The sequence below is a fragment of the Streptomyces cavernae genome (assembly GCF_004023625.1).
Taxonomy (GTDB): Bacteria; Actinomycetota; Actinomycetes; order Streptomycetales; family Streptomycetaceae; genus Streptomyces; species Streptomyces cavernae.
This window is the reverse complement of sequence record NZ_RPDJ01000058.1, coordinates 1-21,546: the sequence shown is the minus strand read 5'-3', so window position 1 is coordinate 21,546 and position 21,546 is coordinate 1. Positions and strand designations below refer to the sequence as shown.

Genomic DNA, 21,546 nt, shown 5'->3' with positions numbered 1-21,546 from the left:
TGTTCCGATCAGCCGCCGGCGGTCAGCCGAGACCGATCTGCTTCTCGTATGCGCGGATCTCGGCGAATTTGTTGTTCGGGAGGGCGGGCATCTCCGAGCAGTCCTGGGTCTGCGCCCACTGACCGCTCTTCGGAGTGATGGTCCGGGTGGTGTTGTTGGCGGTGTGGAACGCCTGGGTGCCGAAGTACCAGGGCTTGCAGTACAGGTCGGACCGGTAGTCCTTGACACCCTTGAACGCCGCGCCCACGGTGGCGGTGGTGTAGTCGCCGGACTTGATGCTCAGCAGCGCCTGGACGGCGATCCGTGCGGCGGTGAAGCCGAGCTGGCCGAAGTTTCCGAGCTGGGTCTTCGGGGCGTACTTCTGGCGCAGCTGGAGATAGAGCTGGTTGTCCGGACCGGGTGAGCCGGCCAGGTTCACCTCGGCGTTGACACCGAGCTTGCCGTCCCAGGCGCTGCCCAGCTGCTGGAGCATGGACTGGTCGTTGCAGCCCGCCGGGCAGCCCCACAGGGCCTGGTCGATCAGGCCCTGCTGCTCGACGGCCTTGAACACCTTCAGCGCCTCACCCGCGTTGAGGTTCGCCACGACACCGCCGTCGGCGCCCGCGGCCTGGGCGGCCTTGAGCGCGAGCCCGTTTGCGTCGGCGATCGGGACGTTCTCCACCCAGGCGGTGACCGGGACGCCGGCCTTCTTGCCGAGCGCCTGGATGCTGGAGTTGACGGCGTTGGAGTCGGGTGTGTTACTGGTGAAGACGACCAGTTTCTTGGCGCCCTTGTCGAGCAGGTACTGGGCAGTGGCCAGCGCGCTGTAACTTGCGCCGACGTTGACCGGCGCGATGGCGGGGGAGTTGAAGCAGTCGAGGGACAGGCCCGCGTCGATGCCGTAGACGGCCTTCTTCTCGTAGGTCTTGGCGTTGACCGAGCAGTCCAGGACGCTGCTGCTGGCGGTGAAGCCGACGATCTTCTCGGTGTCGATCAGCTTGGTCGCCAGGGACGCGGTCAACTGCGGGTCGAGCGCGTCCTTTGCCACGACGAGCTTCACGGGGCGGCCGTTGATGCCGCCGTTGGCGTTGACGCAGGAGAAGTACGCGTTCGCCATGTCGGTGACGTCGGTGAAGCTCAGCCCGGGGGTGTCGGAGACGATGGCACCGAGCTTGATGGCCGGCCCGGTGGCCGTCTTGCCGTTGCCGAGGCCGCACTTGGAGGCCTTGGACGGCTTCGCGGAGGAGGCCGCGGTGGCGCCGGTGTCGGTGGAGGCGCAGCCGGTGGCAAGCAGGGCCAGGAGGGGGGCGCAGGCGGCGACGGTGAGCACGCGGGTGCTCGTGGATCTGTGCGGGCGATTGCCGTTGGTCTTCACAATGGGCTCCGTTGCTCATGGTGGTCGGCTGGGGCAAAGGGGAAGGGAGAGGGGGCGCGTGGGCGGAAGCGGGTCAGCGGCTGGGCGACACGTCGCGCAGGTGGCGCAGTCCGGACGGCCAGACGCCCTGCTTGCCGGGGGAGAGAATGCCGTGGGGGTCGAGCGCGTCCTTGAGTCGCTCGTTGAAGCGGCGCAGCGCGTGGTCGCCGAAGTCGAAGGTGTCGGCGACGGCGTCCATGAAGTCGACGTGCGTGCGGTAGACGCCGTAGCCGGCCCCGGCGAGGGCGCGGACCAGTTCGGGGTAGAGCCGGTAGGCGTCGCCGGTCTGCTTCTCGTCGAAGGGGTTGAAGTAGAGCTGGGCGACGTTGGTGATGTGCCGCTGGCCCAGGATCATGGCCGGGTCGTAGTCCAGCCCGCTGCCGCTCAGCTGGTCGTCCAGCAGGGCATGCACTCGTACGACGTCCTCCCCGCGCAGGGGTGAGACGGTGGAGAAGTCGAGGTGGCCGCCTCCCTCGCCGCTGTACCAGGACAGTGCCCGCATCAGGTCCAGGCTGGGGATGCCCGCCTGGACCTGGGCGTTCTGATCTCGGGCGGTGTCGTGTACGGCGTGTCCGGCGAACTTCTCGCCGACGACGTGGACGCCGGGGATGACCGACAGTGCCTTCCTGATCCGGGCGAGGCGGGCGTCGACGATGCCCTCGGTGCCGTACAGCGCGAAGCGCATGTTCCAGCGGCCGAGGCCCATCCGCCGGGCGAGCCGGAGAACCGCCTCCTCGGGTACGGGGCCGGGACCGTCGTACACCTCGGCACGGGTGGGTGCGCCGTCCATGACGGAGGCGATGAAGAGCGGATGGCCGATGGCGGGGGGGTTCTGGAGGGTGCGGTCCAGCAGGAGGGGGCGAAGCGCGTCGATGAGGACGGGCAGGTCCTCCTTGCGGGGCACCTGGACGCTGCCGGAGAGATAGCACTCCGGCTCGGGCATCAACCAGACTCCCGCCCGGGTGACGATGGAGAGTCCGGACTGCTTGAACAGACCGTCGGCCGTGGGACCGAAGCCACGGGGGTAGGTGTGCCAGGCACGGTTGCCGGACATCGCGCCCATGCCGGTGCGCAGCAGACTCCCGTCGGGCAGGACGACCTCCAGGCCGCACAGCCGGGCGGCGTGGTCGCCGTCGATGGTGTAGCCGATCCCGTGGTCGAGGGCGTTGCCGATGACGCTGCCCCAGCCGAGGTCGGGGGCGGAGGACCAGACCTTGTGACCGCCGGCACGCAGGTGGTCGTACAGGTCGAAGAAGCGCACACCGGGCTCGACGACCGCGTAGGCCAGTTCCTCGTTCACTTCGAGGACGCGGTTCATGCGGCGCAGGCTGACCTGCACCGATCCGGGGACGCGGGGGGCGGGTCCGCCGTAGGCGTTGTTGCGGCCCTGGGAGAAGGTCCACAGCGGGACGCGGTGCTCGCCGGCGATGCGGACGACCGCCTGGACTTCTTCGACGCTGGCCGGCATGACGACGGCGGCCGCGGTGTGGTCGCTCCAGCCCGGGTGGGAGAAGGGGTCCCGGAAGTCGTCGACGGTTTCGGGGGCGGTGAGGACCGCGTCCGTGCCGAGCGCCGCGACGAAGGCGTGGGCGGCGGCGTCGGGGAGCGGGCGGACGGTGGTGTGGGAAGGTGGCTGGAAAGGCACGTCGGGCCTCCCGGACATGCGGGCCGGCTCGGACCCGCGAGGTGCAGAAAAATACTGAGAGATCTAACCGATTTCTGGAAGCTACGCCGGGGTTACACCCACGTCAATAGGTGGGTCGAGCAACGGTGCCAGCAGGTCAGCGGCCTGCTGCGGCGTGACGACGTCCGCTGGATCCATGCGGTGGACCTCGCGTGAGGCGCGGTCGATGTAGACGTGTTCGCCGAGCAGCTTGACGTCCTCGTCGTAGGGCCAGATGTTGGCCACTTTGTGGGTGACGAGGTAGTGGGCGTCGAGGTCGTCGACGTCCTCGCCCATCGCGGGCTTCATCAGCGCACCCGGGACGATCTGCCCCAGTAGTGACTCGATGGCCAGTCCCCAGTCGGCGACCGCGATGCGCTCGGTGAGCGGGACGAGCACGTTCAGCCCGGCGTCGGTCATCGTGCGGTAGAAGCCGGCGACGGCGTCATGGCCGTCGAAGACGGCGGTGTTGTCACCTTCGGCGATGCGGTAGACGGGGTGGGGCACCGTCAGATCCGGGTCGAGGATCTCCGGCCAGCGGCCGGACACCTCCAGCATGGCGTGGCGGCGGAAGTTGGTCAGGATCGCCCGTTGGCGGGGATCGGTCGCGAGGCCGAGCTGGCGCTCTGCCTCGCGCGGGACGTTCAGCACGTCCAGTCGCGGCACGACGGCCGGAATGAGGCTCATGGTGCGCTCCTCTCACTCTGAAGCGGCCTCAACGTAGCAACCAATTAATTAGAGGTCTAGGTACTGGGCGGGTGTGAATTACTAAGACATCGAGCTAGTCTCGGAGGCATGGAGATCACCATGAAGGGCAAGGCCGGGCTGGTCACCGGCGCGGCAGGCGGCATCGGACGAGCCGCCGCCGTGGCATTCGGGCGCGCCGGGGCGGCGGTCGTCGTCGCCGACCTGGGCAGCCGCCGCGCCGCCGGACTGGAGACCGTGCGGCTGGTCGAGCAGGCCGGCGGACGGGCACTGTTCGTCGCGTGCGACGTCACCGAGGCCGACGAGTGCACCGCACTCGCGGCGACCGTGGCAGAGACGTACGGGCGGCTGGACTTCGCGCACAACAACGCGGGTATCGCCGTGCTGGGCAGCGTCACCGACACCGACGAGGCGGCCTTCGACCGTAGCCTCGCCGTGAACCTGAAAGGGGTCTGGCACGGGCTGCGGGCCCAGATCCCCCTCATGGCCGCGTCGGGTGGCGGTGCGATCGTCAACACCGCGTCGCTCGCCGGGCTCATCGGCCTTCCCCAGGGCGCCGCCTACTCCGCGAGCAAGCATGCCGTCATCGGTCTGACCAAGACCGCCGCCATCGAGTGCGCGGACCGGAACATCCGGGTCAACGCGGTCTGCCCGGCGGCGGTCCGCACCGACATGACCGCCGCTCTGCCGCCCGAACTCCAGGCGCAGGCCGTAGCCCCCCAGGCGATCAAGCGGTTCGCCGAACCGGAGGAGATCGCCGATGCCGTGCTCTGGCTCTGCTCCGACGCGTCCTCCTTCGTGACGGGGACCGCTCTGCCCGTGGACGCGGGGGCCACCGCGTCGTAGCCGGGCAGGATGTGCGGCGAGCCGGCGATATTCTGAGACCTCTCAGTAACTTCTCCTAGGGTGAGGACAGAGTCCCTTCATGCAGCCGAGCCAGTCCCAGCTCCCGATCCCCGGCGATCCGGCCGAGGCCGACGCCCAGGCCGCCGAGGCCATACGATCCTTCGCGCCGGACGCGGACATCGACGCCATGCTCATGATCTTCGGACTGGTCAGAGCGGCTGAACGGCTCCAGCAGGACTTCGAGGTCAGCGTCCAGCGCCCGGCCGGCCTCACCTGGGCGAGCTTTCGTGCCCTGTTCGCGGTCAAGACGATCGGCGAACTGACCCCGCTGCAGCTCGCCCGGCTGACCAACGTCTCCCAGGCCAGCGTTTCGGCGGTGCTCAACACCCTGGAACGCAAGGCACTCATCCAGCGCAGCAGGTCGGACAAGGACGGCCGGTCCGTCACCGTCCAGCTCACCGACTACGGACACGACGTGGTCGGTGAGCTCTTCGCACGCAACAACGCCCGCGAGGCCGAGTGGGCCCGAGCCCTGACCGCCCGCGAGCGCGGCACCCTGGTCCGGCTGCTGCGGAAGATCCGTCGGCATGAGGTCAGCACGATCACGGACGCCACCCGAGTGGTGAACGGTGACGTCGGCACGCCGTGAGCCTTCGCAACGAACCGGTGGGTGAGGCGGCGGCCCGCGCGGTGGCGGCTGACGGCGTCGCCAGCGCCTCGGTCGGAGCGATCCGGGCAGCACGGACTGCCGGGTTCAGGCCGGCAGCGGCCCCTCACAAGGGTCGAGGCGAGGCCGGCCGCGACCGCCCGGCGGGGGACGGTAGCCGGCCGACGACCGCCGCGGGGTCGAGTTCGGGAGCCGGTGCGGACGGGGCGAGGATCCCGACGACCGTGCACCGGTCCCGGCCGACACGTCAGACGTCCGTACTCGTCGACCCGTTCGGCGCGGGCCGTTGTCCCCTCATGCCGGACAGGGCGGCCTTGAGCCGACCGCCCATCGGGGTCTCCGGGCGGGGCTCGGCGAACGCGGCGCGGATCGGCGCCACCTCGACCGGGTCGGGCGCCCACCGGACCTGGACGGTGATGAGCGTGCGCAGTGTCCGCCGCAGGGTCCGGACCACGAGCGGTCGCGGACCCTTGAGCCCGTGGACGGCGAGCAGGTCCGGGGTGGCAAGGGACAGCACGAGGGCACGACCGAGCCCGTGCAACGGGCGGGGGAACCAGCGGTCGCAGAACTGCTGCAGCATCGCCTCGGCGACGACGTTGCTCTCCGGAGCGGTCGAGTAGTCGTTGCGCTCGAAGTCGGCGAGGAAGGCGAGCATCCCGTCGAAGTCCGCCGGCAACGGGACGCCCTGGTCCGAACCGATGCGGAACAGCCCGGCGATCTGCGACCAGTGCCGGTAGGCGGCCCGCTGCTCCTTGGCGCTGAAGCCGGGCAGACCGAGCCGCTGCATCACCCGGTGCGGCTCGGCGGCGAGGATGCAGATCGTGTACGTGTACTGGCGTACGTCCAGGATCGCGTCGGGGTACTTCCCCGCCCAGGCGTCGTGCTGCCGGTTGACCCGTTCGACGGACTCACGCACGCTCGGGTCGTGCGCACCCTCGCCGAGGTACCAGGTCCACACCGCGTGCATGGTGCCCTCTATACGACGCTGCTGGTGCAGGACGACCTTGCCCTTGCCGCCGCGGACGAGTGTGCGTGCGCCGCTGCCCGGCCCGACGAGCCGCAGGAAGCCCTGGCACACCGCCATGTTGAGGATCATCGGGCTGGTCCGGTAGGCGTTGCCGAGCTGCCAGATCCGGGCATGGTCGACGTCCGGGTCGAGCGCCTCGATCTCGGCGTTGATCCACTTGCGCGGCTTCTCCCTGGTAGTCACGTGTCCTCCTCGGGTTCATGATCGGGCGTGGTGATTTCGTCAAGCATCAGCGCTGGATCGCCTTGGTCTCCAGAAACTCCTCCAGTCCCTGAGCGCCGCCCTCGCGGCCGACGCCGGACTGCTTGTACCCGCCGAACGGCGCGCCCGGGTTGTACGCGCCCCCGTTCACCTCGATCTGACCGGCCCGCAGGCGCCGGGCCACCCGCAGCGCTCGTTCCGGATCGGCCGACCAAACCCCGCCGGCCAGGCCGTACTCGGTGTCGTTGGCGATCCGCACGGCGTCGTCCTCATCCTGGTACGGCATGATCGACAGGACCGGGCCGAAGATCTCCTCGCGGGCGATCGTCATCCCCGGGGTGACGCCGGAGAACACGGTGGCCGGCACGTAGTACCCCCGGCCCAGGTCGGCAGGGTCGCGCCCGCTCTCCACCCCGCCGGCGACCAGAGTTGCGCCCTCGTCGATACCCTTCTGGATGTACGACCGGACTCGCTCCAGCTGGACCGAGCTGACCAGCGGCCCCAGCCGGGTCCCCGGGTCGGACGGATCGCCGTGCCGGTACTCGCCGGCCACCCGGGCGGCGATCTGCTCCGCCTCGGCCAGCCGGTCGACCGGCACCAGCATCCGGGTCAGCGCCGAGCAGGTCTGACCGGAATTGACGTAACACTTGGCCAGGCCGTCGGCTACCGCCCGCTCGAAGTCGGCATCGTCGAGCAGCACGTTGGCCGACTTCCCGCCGAGCTCCAGAGCGACCCGCTTGACCGTCTCGGCCGCCACCACCGCGACCCGCTTCCCGGCCCGGGTGGAGCCGGTGAACGACACCATGTCGACCCCGGGATGCGCCGCCAGCGCCTCGCCGACCACCGGGCCGAATCCGCTGAGCAGGTTGAAAACCCCGGCCGGCAGGCCGATGTCGTCGAAGATCGAGGCCAGCGCATGACCCGCCAGCGGAGCCACCTCGGTCGGCTTGACCACCACCGTGCAGCCGGCCGCGAGCGCAGCCGCCACCTTCAGCACGATCTGGTGCAGCGGGAAGTTCCAGGGGGTGATGCAGCCGACCACACCGATCGGTTCCCGCACGATCAGGGAGTTGCCGACCTCGGGGCCGTCGAACGTGAAGTTCCGGGCCAGCCGGGCGAAGTTCGCCAGGTTGAAGGCAGGCAGGCCGACCTGTATGGATGCGGCGGCCTGCAGCGGCATCCCCATGTCTCGGGAGATCAGCGCCGCGATCTCGTCGGTCCGGGCCACCAGCGCCTCGTGGGCTTTCTCCAGGTAGTCCGCCCGCTCGCCCGGCGGCCGGGCCGACCAGGCCGGCAGCGCCCGGCGCGCAGCGGCCACCGCGCGATCCACGTCCGCCGGTGTCCCGGCCGTGACCTGGGCGATCACTTCCTCGGTGGCCGGGTTCAGTACCTCGATCCTGTCGGTCCCGGCCGAGGCCACCCACTCACCGTCGATGTACAGGGACGTCCGGTCCAGCACCTGGCCGCCTACGGGGGTGCCGATGTAGGCCGGGGCGCTCAACGGTCGGCGTCCGTGTGGATCATCATGCCGCGAATGTTCTTGGCTTCTTTCATGTCCTGGTACTCCTGATTGATGTCTTCGAGCCGGTACTTGGTGGTGATCAGCTCGTCCAGGTTCAACCGGCCGGCCTGGTAGAGGGAGAGCAGCGCGGGGATCTCGACTCGCGGGTGGCTCTTGACCCCAGAGATTCCGCGCGCGAGCACGACGATCGGTAGGGCCCCTCGATCGTCGGAAGCGGCGGGACGGAAGAGCGTTGCTTCACGCTCGCCATCACCTGATCTGAATCGCGCTTCAGTCCGGGGCCCTAGCACACGAGTCACCTGACTCTCCCATCGTCGTTCGCCTTTGTCCGATCGCGGGGCCGGCCGAGTGCACCGACGCACTCATGGTCGACCTGTGACAGGCGCCACTCAATGTTGGAGTGCACATCATTACCCGGGAGACCAGTGCATAGTGCACAGGCGCAAGGCACAGGGAGGAGGGGTAGTGTGGGCGCTATGCATGGCGCCGATTTGCGGGGCGACTCCGAAAAGTTGCTACGCACCATGTGCAAGGAATTCCTGGCCGATCCCTCCGTCTTGCGTCCGATCCAGGACGCACTTGTCAACGCGATCGATCCCCGCTTCGGATCGGACCCCTCCATTGCAGAGGCGATCGGTGAGGCGACCCGGGCCTATTCCCATCATTGGGCACGCTCGATGTACGAGGACCCGTGGCGGGACGTGGAGCCCCACCTGACAAGCCAGATCGTCAACATCTCGCGCGACGGGTATCGCTGGGGTGAGGAGGACACCTTCCGCGCTTCCAACCACGCCGCTCAACAGGCGATGTGGTCCATCTTGATGCGGATCGCATTTTCACTGTGCGATGAAACCGCCGTCCTGCAGCCCGCTCTTGACCGGGCCTCGCGCTCACTGTCGCTCTGGGTCGACCGCTCAGTCACTGCCGTGATCGACATTCTGGAGCAGGAGCGCGCAGCTCTGTCGGGCGACGAGCACGTAAGACGCCTTGAGCTGGTCAATCTCATCCTGGGTGGAGCACCGGTTCCTGTGACCGGTGTTGATCAGAGTCTCGGATACTCGCTTTCAGCCAGACATTTGGGGGTGATCCTCTGGGCGCCACCACAGATCGCCGATCGCGCGGCCCTCGTGCAGGTGGCGAGCGAACTCGGCCGGGCCGCGGAGTCCAGAAGCCGGCTGCTCGTTCATGCCAGCGCTTCGTCGCTGTGGCTGTGGCTGACGCCCGGAATCCCCGTTTCGGCCGAGGGGTTCGAGACTGCTCTGGCCCCGCACCGCGACGTCAGGCTTGCGATCGGTTCATTGGACGAGGGAGTGGACGGGTTCCGACGCACCCACGACCGCGCGGTGGAGACCCAACGGCTGGTGCAGAGCAACAACGCGCACCGGGTCGCCTTCTATGACGACGTGGCCGCCGTCCTCTTGCTGGCCCGAGATGAAGCCCGGCTACGCGAATTCATCTACGCGACTCTCGGCCCGTTGGCCTCGGGCCCACAAGACCTACGTGACACGCTGCGCATGTTTATCCACCAGCGGTACAACGCATCCCGGACAGCAGAGCTGCTGTTCACCCACCGAAACACCATCCTGCAACGCATTCGCCGCGCCGAAGACCGCCTGCCCGTCACTCTGGACCGGCACGGCACCAATGTCGGCATCGCCCTGGACGCGATGCACTGGCTGAACCTCCAGGACGAGTAGGTGCAGGTCGGAGAAGGCGTTGTCGGCTCCGGGGTGGTGGCGGATGACCGGGCGCCTAGTACTCCAGCAGCACTTTGACGTTTTCCCTGTTCAGGGGCGGTTTGGGTGAGTGTAGTGGGCTGATTGCCGGCCGGTGTCCTCTTTCCCGGGCCGCCCCTCGATCGTGTGCAGCCGCCGCTGATAGTGACGGCGGCGGGCAACGGCTTGGCGTCGTCTGCGCGAGTGTGACCATCTCAGTGCGCGTGCGCTGATGAGGGGCTGGTGAACGGCGAGGGGGTGAGTGGCCAGTTGCCAGGAGCCGCCGAACTTCTGGCACGGTGAGGGGTGCAAGGCAGGAATCGTTTCTGCTGCCCCTTTTGTCGCGGCGTCGGCGGCCATGACGGCCAGGAAGGCATGCGCCAGTATGGCCAGGGTGATGTGCCGCATCCAGCCGGTATAGCGGCGGACTTCGTACTGGTCGAGGCCGCACTCGTTCTTCGCGGCCTGGGTAGGGTCGGCCGCGCGGCGAGGTGCCAGGTGTGCTGGTCCTTTTCCGCGCGACCTCCCTCCGAACCGGACGGGCCCGCTTTCCAGGCATCCGGCTCTCCGGTGACTACTGCGTGAGCGGGAAGGATTCCCGGTGGTGGATGTGGTCGTGGCAGTCGGCGCAGACCACGAGGGTCTTGCGGCGCCGTTTGGCCATGACTCGTCTCCAACGGGCGGGTTCAGCTCGGTCGAGTTCCTTCAGGTTGCGGACGTGGTGGACTTCCACCTCGCCTATGTGCTGACAGAGCTCGCACTTACCCTGTTGTAGCCGGTCGATCAGTTGCCGGCGGGGGTAGGTGAGCCGACCCGGGTGGCGGTCGGTGATGACCGCGTTCTTTTGCCGTCGCAGTGGAATGCCGCCGAACCTGGCGACCAGTGGTCTGCTGCCTTTTCCGCGTTCAACGGTGGCTTCGAAGCACGTGCGCGGTCCGTGTGGTGTCTGGATTTTGGCCTTGTGCTTGGCCGCGATCCTACGGACCGACGTGTGGTGCTTGGAGGCCAGCGTTTTGAGCATGGAGGTCAGCATGACCCACCGCAGCCGGTGTAGTCGTCGGACATCACCGGCGAGCAGGTAGTACTGGACGACGCCTCGGTACTCGGCTCCGTAGATCCGCACGATGTCGTGGTCGCTGAAGTTGATCACTTGGGAGCGGCGCGCGGGTTTGCCGCGCTTGGAGTAGAGGGCGATCTTGGCCTTGATCATCGATGTCGGCACGTGCAAGCTGATCGCTCCGTTCACGGCGCGTTGGCCGCGTTTCGTGCGCTGCTTGTCGTCGTGCTGCACGCTGATCTCATAGCCGAGGAAACGCGCCCTATTGGTACGGGCGTGCGTGATCAGCGTCTTGTCCTGGGACAATTCCAGCTTGAGATCCTCGCGGCCGTTCCGGAGGATGCGAAGTTCCATCCCTGGAGATTGGGATTCAGGCAATGCAGCTTTCACCATGTCGCGCGGGTTCCCCAACGCACCGCCCCTGGCGTCTGGGCCCGGTCGCTGATTTCCTGGCATGCTCTTGTCCCTATAAGCCTTTCGGCATCAGGTAAGCCATCGAACCCAGGAACCTCCCTCCAGTTCCTCCCGGTTGAACCGGGGATACGGCAGAGCGCCTCGTGGCGCACAAGGCTTCCTCGATGGCCCAGCGCGTCCCGGCGACGCGGACCAGGTGCTCGACCGTGGTGCCAAGCGGTGCGTAACAGAGGTAGTAGGCGATCTCCTCGGGCTTGCTGATGCTACGGCGGGCCAGTGCCCACCGCTGGTGGGTGGGCATCTCGCCGTCGAAGTCCTCGATGGAGGTGATCTGCAGGGCGGCCCAGTGGTAGACGCGCGGGCCCTTGGCGCCGTCACCGCACGAACGTTGCTCCCACGCTTCATCGGGTGCCTGGGAGAGGGGGTGGTCGATGCGTCCGAAGTGGGGCACCTGCTGGGACTTGGGGACCGCGAGCACATAGCCCAGGCCGGTCTCCTCCAGCATGCGGCGCAGCCGCCATTCCTGACCGTAGGCGGCGTCCGCGGCCACCCAGGCGATCGGCAGCGGCGAGGCGATCGCCCGCAGCACCATGGCCTTGGCCAGGTCGGGTTTGGTGGCGAAGGTCCGCTCTTCCGGGATGTGCGCGGCGCGGCAGCGGTCGCGGTCGTCGGTCCAGGACTTGGGCAGGTACAACTCGCGGTCCACCAGGGCGCGTCCGCGTGTGGTGGCGTAGGCGGCGAACACGCCGATCTGGCAGTTCTCGGTGCGGCCGGCGGTGCCGGAGTATTGGCGCTGCACGCTGGCCGAGGTGGTGCCCTTCTTTGGGAAGCCGGTGTCGTCGAGGATGAGGATCCCGTCGGGCTCGCCGAGCCGTTCGGCTACGTAGTGCTGGAGGTCGTCGCGGAGTTCGTCTGCGTCCCAGCGGGCGCCGTTCAGGAGCCGCTGGAGACGGTCGGGTGTGCGGTGTCCGGCGTACTCGGCCAGCTGCCAGCCGTTTTTTCGGCCGACCGGGCCCAGTAGTCCACGGATGTAGTCACGCATCCTGCGACGCGGCTCGACGCGCCTGAAGCGGTGGCCGGTACGCAGGAACAGTTCCTCGAGTTCGTCGTTCCACATCTCAACTGCACGCTCGTCGATCACGTCAGGAGGCTGCCCGGACCGCTGTCACAATCAGCGGCGGCTGCACAAGATCGAGGGGCGGCCCGGGAAAGAGGACACCGGCCGGCAATCAGCCCGCTACACTCACCCAAACCGCCCCTGAACAGGGAAAACGTCAAAGTGCTGCTGGAGTACTAGCCTCCCTGTTTCGCTTCGAGCGGCTGAGTCGGTCTGCGTGGGTGTGCAGTGATGGTTTCGGTTGCTCGTTGTCGGCGGGCATGGTCGTGGGCCGACGCGCGGGTCGGGTGCTCCAGGGTTCCTCGGTCGTGGGCGGGCAGGGGCGGTGTCATGGTTTAGGTGGCTGGCCGGGGCAGGGCCGTGAGGCGTGCGAATGCGCTGGTCAGCTCGTTTCGCCAGGGTCGGGTTGCGGAGGTGCGCAGGTGGAGTCGGCGGCCGCCCCCGGTGATGCGGGCGGCTGCGTGCAGGAGCCGGTAGCGGAGCTTCTTTGGCTCGGCGGTGGCCAACTCGCTTTCCAGCAGCAGCGTTTGAGTCCAGGCGAGCAGGTCGATGGCGGTGAGGGCCAGCTCCAGCCAGGCAGCGTTGATGGGGAAGTGGTGGGAGGGGAAGCGGCCGAAGCCGGTGGATTTGCCGCAGCGGATGCGGTCCTGGACACGGGCGTGCGTGCGATGGCGGACTTCCAGGTGCTGCAAGGAGCCCTCGCCGTAGGGGGCGTCGGTGAGGAAGACCTGGTGGCGCATGCCTTCGTCCAGGTCGAAGAGCGACAGCTGGGCTCCGGGGTGCGGACGCTCTCGCCGCACGATGACTCGTGTCCCGTCCGGGTAGCCGGCCAGGTCGATCATGCGGGTCAGCTCGGCGACTTCCGCGCCCTGGCGCAGAAGGCTGAGAGTGCCGCTCGCCGGGTGATCGCAGTGGACGCCCGTAACACCTCCCGCACGTGTCCGCTCGCCGCCGGAGGCTGCGGGCACATCGCCAAGGAGAACCGCGTCACCCAAGCAAAGTTCGAGTGCGTCAAGTGCGGCCTGGTGGAGAACGCCGACACGGTGGGCGCGCTGAACGTTCTGCACAGGGCCGGGCTGGTCCTCTGCGCGGAGGCTTAGCCACCGACGCAGGAAACCCGCGCGTGTACGCGTGGGTGGAGTCACGTCCCACACGGCTAATGTCCGGTCTCGGGGTATGGCCCGACATCGGCGAACCGGCGGATCCGGTCCTGTTCGGCGGTCTCGTCGGAGGCGTCGAAGTGCCGTACCTGGTTCCACCAGCGATCATGGTCATAGCCCTCGCAGTGGTTGAACTCGTGGGCCGTACTGCGTAGCCGCTGCCACTCGCGCACGATTGCGGCCCGCTGCCACCTCTCGGGCTGCTCCACCGCGAGCAGTATGCACAGGAGCTCTGCCGAGTCGCAGACCAGGCGCAGAGACCGCATGGCGAAGGACGTCTCACCAGTCTCGCCGACCTCTTCGTACACCCGCCCCAGCTGGACGTTGAGGAACGTCTCCAGGGCGCGGACGTCTTCGGGCCTCAGGTCTTCGGCGTAGGTGAGGGTACGTTCGGACGGCGGGGTCGCCATGCGGGTGTTCGTCCCTTTCATGCGTTGCAACTGGATCAGCTCCCGTTGTGGACAACTCTACGGAGACGGAGCTGACACTGCCAGCCACACAAAAGGCCAGCTCAGCGCGGCTGATGAACCAGAAAGGTCCAGATAACGGCCTGCTCATCACTCAGAAACTCCACCGGCACGAGCCGGACCGTAGCCAGCCCCGGGCCGGGCCCGGAGGCGTTTCACTGAACCTCAGCGGCGAAGTGGATCACTGTGCTAGATGGCCATGATCGTTCTCACCGATAACCGCTGTATCGATGTTCCCCGAGGTCGGGATACTGACCGGCACCGCCAGGCGGCCGCGGCGCTGCGGCATCGTCGCCCAAGCGGATGACGTACGGCGGGTGGCCGATGGCGTACCGGCGAGCCCGGCCGGGGAGGAAGCCGGACGCCGGCGCCCGCGCGGACGCGCGGGCAGAGTCTCGCCCAACGAGGTACTTGGCAATCCCTCACACCAGGGCCCCGCGTCGGCCGAAGCCGGGCGGGGCTCTGGAATGTGGCAGGGGTCTGCTGGCCGCCGGTACGTGCTACTTGCCCAGAAGCTGGTGAAGCAGCGTGACGACAACGACACCGACACCGATGGCGATGCCCAGCTCGGGGTCGCGGAGGGTCACGTAGATAGTGAGCCCTCCTACCAGCAGAAGGAGGACCATTCGGACGCTGATCTGGTTGTCCACCTTGATCACCGCCCCGTCATCGCATGTACTGCGGTGTCGGAGTGCTGGGGCTGGTGTCCTCGTGTGCCCGGGGGTACGCGAAGAGTGATGCAACTCGACGCCAAGGCGTGCGGCCCCTTAGGCTCGCTTGTAGGCACGATGTCTCTACTCCTGTTCTCGATCTTCACGGTTCGGTTCGGGTGAGAGCTGTCGGACTACGCGGCGGTCCCCTGTTGGAGCAGGGGACCGCTTCTTTTGGGGCGCCTCCTCGGGTCGAGAGCTGACGGACTACGCGGTGACGACAACCCGTTGGAGCGGTCCGCACCCACCCCACCCGAGCCTTGTCGATCTCGGTCCGGATGTCCTTGCTGGGCGCGGTCGTTGTCCTCAAGGAGAAGCCTACGCACACGTGGCCGACATCCGGTTCCGGCGACCGCAAAGGCACTGGCTAGAACCAGCCGGTATCTGGCCGTAACAGGGGCTCTACCTGGGGTTTTGCCACTTTCGCTCGCAACTCGCACCACGGGCACCTCGCAACGTGATGAGTCGTTTTGCCAGGTCAAAGCGGGCCTGCTGCCGGGATGTTGAGACGTCTGAGCGTTCGGTGGCGTGTCAGCGAAGGATTTCAGCACAGAAGCCGTTCTCTGCAAATTCGTTCCGGCCACGCCAGCCGCCTACCTGCGGACTTGTGGCCCATCGGGGCCTTGTCACCCTTGCTGCGCTGAAGTCACACGAATAACCAGACCGCATTTGATGTGTAATTCGCGATGTAGGCCACGAATTCGAATTCAAGGCAATGATCGAAGCGCCGAACTTCGGCGTCCGTGTGCAAGACGGTCGCGGAAACGTCCCTGGTGACGCCGTTGGAGAGACGAGGACGCTGCGCTGAGGGCCTGCACGTCATTGGTGTGAATCCGCAGATCAGAGCCGCGACGCGAGTCGCCTTCGAAGTGGTGGAGCTTGTGGTTGGGCAGGAGTTGGATAGCCGGGTTCTCCGCGTCGACCTCGTCGGCCTTCATCCCGATCGCGAACCAGATGTTCTCCTCCTGGCACGTGATGACGAGCATCTACCGCTTGCTTCTGCTGTTGCCCTCGGCCTTCGCGTCCCGGGAGAGCTTCTCCTCGGTGAGGTTCTCCTCCTTGCTGCTCGCTGGTCGCCCCACCCGGACGTGCCGTGTCGGCGCGGGTGTGCGGTCACCGGACCGGGCACGGGAGGATCACCCCGTGACTCGTCGAGTGCTGGGCATGGGACCGACCGAACAGTCGACCGCCGCGGAGTGCGCCGGGTCCCGCCTGCTGCCCGTAGAGCGGCTGTTGGACCCGGAGGGCGGCCGGGAGGCTGCCGAGGGAGAGCAGCAGCCGCAGACGGAAGTACGGCGGCTACGGAGACGGCGGCCGAGCGTCCCGGGCGGCGCGTAGCTACTCGTGCTCCTGGTGCTCGTCGGCGGAGACGTACACGCGGACCGGGCCGGGCTGGCCCGCGGTCACGCTGTCGCGGTGCGCTGGCGCTCCGTTGCACCGCTGGCGTTCGTACTGTACGGTTCACCGAAAGTACGGCGTGGGGTTTCCCCAGCCTCCGACTCCAGCCCGCCCCGCCGGCGGCCACTGGGACAGCAGGCAAGGAGACCGTGATGGCCAACACCGTGGCACCAGACGCGCCCGATCTGCAGCGCCCGGACTTCCCCCAGATCCGCGAGACCGCTGCCGACGAGCTGAAGGCCGAACTCGAGTCCATCCGCTCCCCGCGGGAACGCCGCGCGCGGGCCACCAAGCTCTACCAACAGGTCCTCGACGAGATCGCCATCGCGCGCATCGAGCGCGACCGGCTCATGGTCTCCCTCGCCGTCTACCAGCGGCCCCGTGCCGTTGAAGAGGCGGCTGGCTGCAGCAAGGAAACAAAGCTCAAGGCCGTCCGGGCAGCCCTCGGTGTCCCCGACGGTGATCCGTCACCATCAGCCAAAGACTGGGCCGAGCTCGGCACGGCCGCCGGCGTGCCGTACATGGAGAACGCCGCCGCAAAGCTGCCCAAGGTCGCTATCCAGCACGCACGGCTGGCCGCCCGGCGCCGTGTCCTCCGCGACCTGTTGTTCCCCGCCGACCGCATCACCCTGCAACGCCAGGACTTCAAGGCGATCAAGGAAAAGGCCGCCCAGGACGTCGCCGAGGAACTGGAAGGGATCAAGGACCCAGCCGCGCGCCTGGCGGAGGCCTCCCGCACCGCCCGCGACGCCGATGCCGCCTACACCGTTACCGGCAAAGAGCGTGACCGGTGCGCCCTGTCGCTGGAGTTCTACACCAAAGCGCGCGCGGTCGATAAGGCCATGGGCGTGGCGCGCAACGCGTTCGACGAACTCCGCCGTGTCGCTCTGGGCCTGGACCGCAAGTCGGGCCGGCTGCCCGTCGAGGAGGACAAGAAGGCCGCGGCTGAGGCGGCCGACATCGAGTTCGTGGAGAACGCTGCCGAGCGCCTTCCCGACGCCGCCCGCCAGGCCGCGGCCGCGCGCGCCCGGCACCTGAAGGCCGCCGCCATCCGCAACGAGACGGCAGCCATCCTCGAGGGGACGCCCGGCTGGGACTTGCGCAAGATCGCCGACGTCACCGGCCTGCAGGCCGACACCATCCGCCCCAAGATCCGGGCCATCCAGAGCCGCCGATAGCCAGCGGGCTCATGGTGTAACCGGGGTTCCGGCCGGCGACGTCGGCGGTGCAACCGATGCCGACGGCACCGGTCGGTCCCCGTTCGACTGCGCCGGTTCGGGCGCACCGAGCAGCACGCCCAGCAGAGCCACGACGCCGACTCCGACGAGGATGGCCGCGCCGAGACGCTCGTTCCGGTAAGCGATGAAGACCGTGACCCCGCCCAGAGCGAGCAGGACAATAGCAGCGAGGCTGATCTGTCCGGTCATGCGACTGGCCTTTCGGGCTCAGGCCTGGCTGCGCCGATCCGCCCAGATTCCGCAGCCGGGCACACCAACACCGACTCACTGGCGTCGAGTCCGTGAGACAGGAGGGCTGCGGCCGGACAGCCCGCGAAGAAGTGCCGCATCGAAGCCCGACCCGCTTCGGATGCGCTCCCACCAGCGTGCCAGCAACTGGCCATCTGGCCACAATGCGCCTCATCGCAGTGGCGCGTCTACGTAGGGTACGGAGGCCCGTTCCACCCGCAGCTCCAGGCCAGATGGGGGTTGAGGGGGGGATGCAGGGGGGTGTTGCCCCTTCTGCCTAACTTGGCTGAAAAACAGCGAACGGCGCGCTGTTGAGGTCGCGCCTGACCAACTTCCCCTCGTCGCGTAACACTTCGCAGGGCTGTCACGTCTCCCAGAGGGGTCCAGCCAAGGTGAGCCCAAAAGCCGCCACGGGATGATCTTAAGGCCGTGATCCCCTGTCTATCACCGCGTCCCAGCGGGTGTCCTGGGTTCCGTGGTTCTGATCTTCTCGGCCTTGTCGCACCGGACATGATCACGCGGGTGCGTGTGGCGCCTCTGTATGGGTTGGGCTTGTCGAGTGGGGTGGGGATGACCTCGATCGAGCGGACCGCGTCTCCGCGGTTCAAGCGGCTGATCACCGCGCGTGAGCTGCATGTGTTCTTCACGCCCAGCGAGGAGGAGCGGGCCTGGGTCGAGGAGGTCACGGACTCCGACGAGCATCAGCTCGCGCTGCTGGTGGCGCTGAAGTCGTATCAGCGGATGGGCTGCTTCCCCAAGGCGCACGACGTGCCGGACCAGGTGGTGGAGTTCGTGCGCCGGGCGGTGGAGCTGCCGGAGAGCACGCTGCCGGTGTATGCCTCCGGCCGCACGGCGGAGCGGTACCGGTCGTGGGTGCGTGAGCGGTGCGGGGTGCGCTACGACGGCCAGGCCGCCCGCGGGCTCGCGGAGGAGACGATGCGGGTGGCTGCGGCGTCGAAGAACAGCCCGGCTGATCTGATCAACATCGCGCTGGAGAAGCTGGTCGAGGCCAACTTGGAGATACCGCGGTTCTCCACGCTGGACGCGATGGCCTCCACGGTGCGGGGCCAGGTGAACGAGGAGATCCTGGCCGGTATCCGGGGCCGGATGACCGAGCAGGAGCGGCGCCGGCTGCTGGGGCTGCCGGATGTGATCGGGCTGGACTGTAAGACGCTGTTCAACGCGCCCAAGCAGAACCCGGGCCGGGCGACCTGGTCGCACTTCAAGCGGCTCAAGGGCCACCTGGAGTGGGTGGACGGGCTCGGCGACACCGGGAAGTGGCTGGAGCAGGTCGCCTCGACGAAGGTCGCGGACTTCGCCGGCGAGGCGGAGGCCCAGGACGCGGCCACCTTGAAGGACTACACCGACGACAAGCGGGTGGCGCTGACGGCCTGCCTGGCAGCCAAGGCCCGCATGCGCGCCCGGGATGACCTGGCCACGATGTTGTGCAAGCGCATGGCGGCGAAGGCGAAGAAGGCCCGCGAGGAGCTTGCCGAGATCCATCGCCAGCAGCAGGAGATCGTGGAGGCGCTGATCGGCAACTACCGCACCCTGCTCCAGCACGTCGACGAGGAGGGACCGGCGCAGAGGGCGCGGGCGAGGGTGGCGGCGCTGACCAAGGAGGCCCTGGACGCGCTGGAGGGCCTGGATGAGGAGTCGAGTGCGGCCGAAGTCGCCGAGCGGCTGGACGGCAAGGTACCGCCCGCCTTCCTGCTGCTGGCCGAGGGGCTGATGGTGCAGTCCAACGGGCTGGGCTCGCTGCTGTCCGCGGTGGACAAGCTGGGCGGGTTCGAGGCCCAGTACGCGCAGATCGAGAAGGTCTCCGCCCACCACGGCGATAACTGGGAGGTGCTGCTGCACGGCCATTTGAAGGCCGACCGTCCGGTGATGTTCGACCTGACCGATGTCATCGAGCTGAAGGCCACCAGCGAGGACGCCAGCGTCCTGCACGCGCTCGCGCACGCAAAGGCCCACCGCACCCCGGCCCGCGACTACATCCCCGACCGCGACGCGGACGGAGCCAAGATCGACATCTCGTTCGCCACGCAGAACTGGCGGAAGGTCATCCGTGACCGCCGCCGGCCCGGGTACTTCGTGCGCCGCCACTTCGAGGCCATGGTCTTCTTCTACCTCGCCGAGGAGCTGCGCTGTGGCGACGTGGCGGTGATCGGCTCGGAGGAGTACGCCGACTGGTCCGAGCAACTGCTGCCGTGGGAGCAGGTGGAGGCCACGTTGCCGGAGTATCTGGTGGAGGTCGGCCTGTGCGAGGCGAGCGAGGCCACGCCGTTCGACGGGCGCGCTCTGGTGGCCCAGCTGCGCCGACGGCTGACGGAGGCGGCGGCGAAGGCGGACGGGGAATACCCGGACAACGACGAGCCGTTCATCGATCCGGAGACCGGGGTGCCCAAGCTCAAGCCGCGCCGCGCGGAGAAACCGAGGGCGAGCGCGGTACGGCTGGAGCAGGCGATCAAGGAACGGATGCCGGAGCGGTCACTGCTGGGCATCGTGGCGCGCACCGCGTACTGGGTCGAGTGGTGGCACCGGTTCGGTCCGGCCTCCGGCAACGACCCGAAGCTGAAGGACCCTTTCGGCCGGTATGTGATCACCACGTTCGTCAAGGGCACGAACATGACGTACGCCGAGGCCGCCCGGCACATCGCCGGAGTGAGCGCGCACGAGCTGTCGGTCGCGGCCCGCCGGCACACGACGGTGGCCAAGCTGAACGAGGCGCTCACGGACGTGGTGAACGCGCACGCCAACCTGGACATGTCCCGCGCCTGGGGCAACGGCACCACCGCGGCGGCCGACGGCACCCACATGGACACCTATCTGGACAACCTCCTCGCCGAGACGAGCGTTCGGTACAGGGCCGTGGGCGGCATCGCGTACCACCACATCTCGGACCTGTACATCGCGTTGTTCACGCACTTCGTGCCGTGCAGGGTGTGGGAGGCCGTCTACATCATCGAGGGCCTGCTGAAGAATGCCTCCGAGGTGCAGCCGGGCACGATCCACGCCGACACCCAGGGCCAGAGCTATCCGGTGTTCGCACTCGCCCACCTGCTCGGGATCGATCTGATGCCCAGGATCCGCAACTGGAAGGACTGCCTAACGACGCCCTGTTCGGTGAGCCGGGCCGCAACGTGATCGACTGGAAGCTGATCGCGACCCACTTCAAGGACCTGATGCGGGTGACCGTCTCGGTCCGCGAGGGCGCCATCTCCTCCACCCTGCTGCTCAAGCGGCTGCGCTCCGGCTCCCAGAAGAACGCCACCTACACCGCCTTCCGCGAGGTCGGGCGGGTGATCCGTACCGTCCAACTGCTCCGGTTCCTCTCGGACGCGCCGCTGCGCGGCAGGGTGACGGCCGCGACCAACAAGGTCGAGGCATTCAACGGCTTCAGCGACTGGGTGCGGTTCGGCCAGCGCGGCACCGTGACGCGCAACGACCCGGTCGAGCAGGAGAAGGACGTGAAATTCACCTCTCTGCTCGCCAACCTGCTGATCTTCCACAACACCCTGGACATCGCGGACGTGGTGCGGCAGTTGGAGGCCGAGGGCGAAGTGATCGACCCGCTGGACCTGGCCCAGATCTCGCCGTACCTGACGGAGCGCGTCAACCGGTTCGGCGTCTACTCGACCCACGAGATAGGCATCACCCCGGAGGACTACGACACCCGCCTCGATGTCGACTTCAGCGTGCTGGACGACGACCAAGTCCCGGCCGCGTGATCGTGCGGCGCCCCGGAGAACAGCCGACCTCGACGGCCCCTCTTCGACGTTGGGCCTTCCGGAGCACACCGACCGCGTGCGCACGCGGTAGCGGGGCCTGGCTCATCGCGTCCCCAACCTGACGGGTCAGTACACCTCGGGCGCTACCTGTTCAACATCAAGGCGAGAGGGCCCGGCCAGGGCCTGCGCCCGCTGCGCGACCCGAACGTGTCCGAGGACGGCGACGAGGGCGGTGAGTGAGCCGCCCCAGGCTTATCGCCAGGCCCGGGTCGGTGGCGCGCTCATTG

18 protein-coding genes and 4 pseudogenes are annotated in these 21,546 nt (G+C 67.9%); 8 read left to right on the top strand and 14 right to left on the bottom strand.

The features are described 5' to 3' along the window. Window positions 1-22: 22 nt before the first annotated feature. The 3 genes from EF387_RS42485 to EF387_RS42475 all read right to left on the bottom strand — a co-directional run bounded on the left by EF387_RS42485 (window position 23) and on the right by EF387_RS42475 (window position 3,743). Entirely contained in the window at window positions 23-1,354 is a 1,332-nt protein-coding gene (locus EF387_RS42485; RefSeq protein WP_162467322.1) for an ABC transporter substrate-binding protein, read from the bottom strand. A gap of 73 nt (window positions 1,355-1,427) precedes the next feature. Next, window positions 1,428-3,038 carry an FAD-binding oxidoreductase gene (locus EF387_RS42480; protein ID WP_238432018.1) on the bottom strand — a complete coding sequence of 537 codons (1,611 nt, stop codon included), beginning with the start codon at window positions 3,036-3,038 and terminating at the stop codon, window positions 1,428-1,430. An 81-nt stretch (window positions 3,039-3,119) separates the two neighbouring features. Beyond that, a complete protein-coding gene (locus tag EF387_RS42475) occupies window positions 3,120-3,743 on the bottom strand; it encodes a hypothetical protein (protein WP_128381950.1) in 624 nt (207 codons plus the stop codon). Window positions 3,744-3,851: 108 nt separating this feature from the next. Here EF387_RS42475 and EF387_RS42470 point away from each other — a divergent pair, with 108 nt between their 5' ends. Next, window positions 3,852-4,607: an SDR family oxidoreductase gene (locus EF387_RS42470; RefSeq protein ID WP_128381949.1), complete on the top strand. Its 756-nt coding sequence runs from the start codon at window positions 3,852-3,854 to the stop codon at window positions 4,605-4,607. A 79-nt stretch (window positions 4,608-4,686) separates the two neighbouring features. Beyond that, window positions 4,687-5,256: a MarR family winged helix-turn-helix transcriptional regulator gene (locus EF387_RS42465; protein WP_128381948.1), complete on the top strand. Its 570-nt coding sequence runs from the start codon at window positions 4,687-4,689 to the stop codon at window positions 5,254-5,256. A gap of 265 nt (window positions 5,257-5,521) precedes the next feature. Here EF387_RS42465 and EF387_RS42455 read toward each other — a convergent pair whose 3' ends face one another. Genes EF387_RS42455 through EF387_RS42445 form a run of 3 tightly spaced genes read right to left on the bottom strand, consistent with a single transcriptional unit; the run spans window position 5,522 to window position 8,206 of the window. Then, window positions 5,522-6,484 (bottom strand): oxygenase MpaB family protein, encoded by a 963-nt coding sequence (locus EF387_RS42455; protein WP_128381947.1) that lies wholly within the window; start codon window positions 6,482-6,484, stop codon window positions 5,522-5,524. 46 nt (window positions 6,485-6,530) lie between these two features. Continuing rightward, entirely contained in the window at window positions 6,531-8,003 is a 1,473-nt protein-coding gene (locus EF387_RS42450; protein ID WP_238432017.1) for an aldehyde dehydrogenase family protein, read from the bottom strand. Then, window positions 8,000-8,206 (bottom strand): hypothetical protein, encoded by a 207-nt coding sequence (locus EF387_RS42445; RefSeq protein ID WP_128381946.1) that lies wholly within the window; start codon window positions 8,204-8,206, stop codon window positions 8,000-8,002. Before EF387_RS42445 ends, EF387_RS42450 begins: the two co-directional genes overlap by 4 nt. A gap of 294 nt (window positions 8,207-8,500) precedes the next feature. Here EF387_RS42445 and EF387_RS42440 point away from each other — a divergent pair, with 294 nt between their 5' ends. Beyond that, window positions 8,501-9,721 carry a PucR family transcriptional regulator gene (locus tag EF387_RS42440; RefSeq protein WP_238432020.1) on the top strand — a complete coding sequence of 407 codons (1,221 nt, stop codon included), beginning with the start codon at window positions 8,501-8,503 and terminating at the stop codon, window positions 9,719-9,721. A 233-nt stretch (window positions 9,722-9,954) separates the two neighbouring features. Here the strand turns inward: EF387_RS42440 and EF387_RS50415 are convergent. The 4 genes and pseudogenes from EF387_RS50415 to EF387_RS42420 all read right to left on the bottom strand — a co-directional run. Then, window positions 9,955-10,207 (bottom strand): annotated as a pseudogene (locus EF387_RS50415) (IS701 family transposase); the annotation flags it as partial. 106 nt (window positions 10,208-10,313) lie between these two features. Beyond that, on the bottom strand, window positions 10,314-11,189 hold the full coding sequence (locus EF387_RS42430) for an HNH endonuclease (RefSeq protein WP_202918551.1): 876 nt from the start codon (window positions 11,187-11,189) through the stop codon (window positions 10,314-10,316). Window positions 11,190-11,349: 160 nt separating this feature from the next. Beyond that, window positions 11,350-12,327: pseudogene (locus EF387_RS42425) on the bottom strand (IS701 family transposase); the annotation flags it as partial. A gap of 335 nt (window positions 12,328-12,662) precedes the next feature. Next, a pseudogene (locus tag EF387_RS42420) lies at window positions 12,663-13,229 on the bottom strand (transposase); the annotation flags it as partial. On the opposite strand from EF387_RS42420, the pseudogene EF387_RS42415 reads away from it, so the two are divergent. After that, window positions 13,197-13,427: pseudogene (locus EF387_RS42415) on the top strand (zinc ribbon domain-containing protein); the annotation flags it as partial. The pseudogenes EF387_RS42420 and EF387_RS42415 sit on opposite strands and share 33 nt — an antisense overlap. Before the next feature lie 56 nt (window positions 13,428-13,483). Here the strand turns inward: EF387_RS42415 and EF387_RS42410 are convergent. The 3 genes from EF387_RS42410 to EF387_RS42405 all read right to left on the bottom strand — a co-directional run bounded on the left by EF387_RS42410 (window position 13,484) and on the right by EF387_RS42405 (window position 15,650). Further along, the gene (locus tag EF387_RS42410) at window positions 13,484-13,918 is read right to left on the bottom strand and encodes a hypothetical protein (protein ID WP_238432015.1); all 435 of its coding nucleotides are present in this window, start codon (window positions 13,916-13,918) and stop codon (window positions 13,484-13,486) included. A 536-nt stretch (window positions 13,919-14,454) separates the two neighbouring features. Beyond that, window positions 14,455-14,613: a hypothetical protein gene (locus tag EF387_RS46925; protein ID WP_155589827.1), complete on the bottom strand. Its 159-nt coding sequence runs from the start codon at window positions 14,611-14,613 to the stop codon at window positions 14,455-14,457. A gap of 758 nt (window positions 14,614-15,371) precedes the next feature. Next, a complete protein-coding gene (locus EF387_RS42405) occupies window positions 15,372-15,650 on the bottom strand; it encodes a hypothetical protein (RefSeq protein ID WP_128381943.1) in 279 nt (92 codons plus the stop codon). 157 nt (window positions 15,651-15,807) lie between these two features. Between EF387_RS42405 and EF387_RS42400 the strand changes: the two genes are divergently transcribed. Then, a complete protein-coding gene (locus tag EF387_RS42400) occupies window positions 15,808-16,002 on the top strand; it encodes a hypothetical protein (RefSeq protein ID WP_128381942.1) in 195 nt (64 codons plus the stop codon). 212 nt (window positions 16,003-16,214) lie between these two features. Continuing rightward, window positions 16,215-17,240 carry a hypothetical protein gene (locus EF387_RS42395; protein ID WP_128381941.1) on the top strand — a complete coding sequence of 342 codons (1,026 nt, stop codon included), beginning with the start codon at window positions 16,215-16,217 and terminating at the stop codon, window positions 17,238-17,240. A gap of 9 nt (window positions 17,241-17,249) precedes the next feature. Here the strand turns inward: EF387_RS42395 and EF387_RS42390 are convergent, their stop codons facing one another. After that, the gene (locus EF387_RS42390; protein ID WP_128381940.1) at window positions 17,250-17,489 is read right to left on the bottom strand and encodes a hypothetical protein; all 240 of its coding nucleotides are present in this window, start codon (window positions 17,487-17,489) and stop codon (window positions 17,250-17,252) included. A 609-nt stretch (window positions 17,490-18,098) separates the two neighbouring features. On the opposite strand from EF387_RS42390, the gene EF387_RS42385 reads away from it, so the two are divergent. Continuing rightward, window positions 18,099-20,675 (top strand): Tn3 family transposase, encoded by a 2,577-nt coding sequence (locus EF387_RS42385; protein WP_202918550.1) that lies wholly within the window; start codon window positions 18,099-18,101, stop codon window positions 20,673-20,675. Then, entirely contained in the window at window positions 20,672-21,259 is a 588-nt protein-coding gene (locus EF387_RS49575) for a Tn3 family transposase (RefSeq protein ID WP_202918549.1), read from the top strand. The genes EF387_RS42385 and EF387_RS49575 overlap by 4 nt, the downstream gene beginning before the upstream one ends. Window positions 21,260-21,546 lie beyond the last annotated feature (287 nt).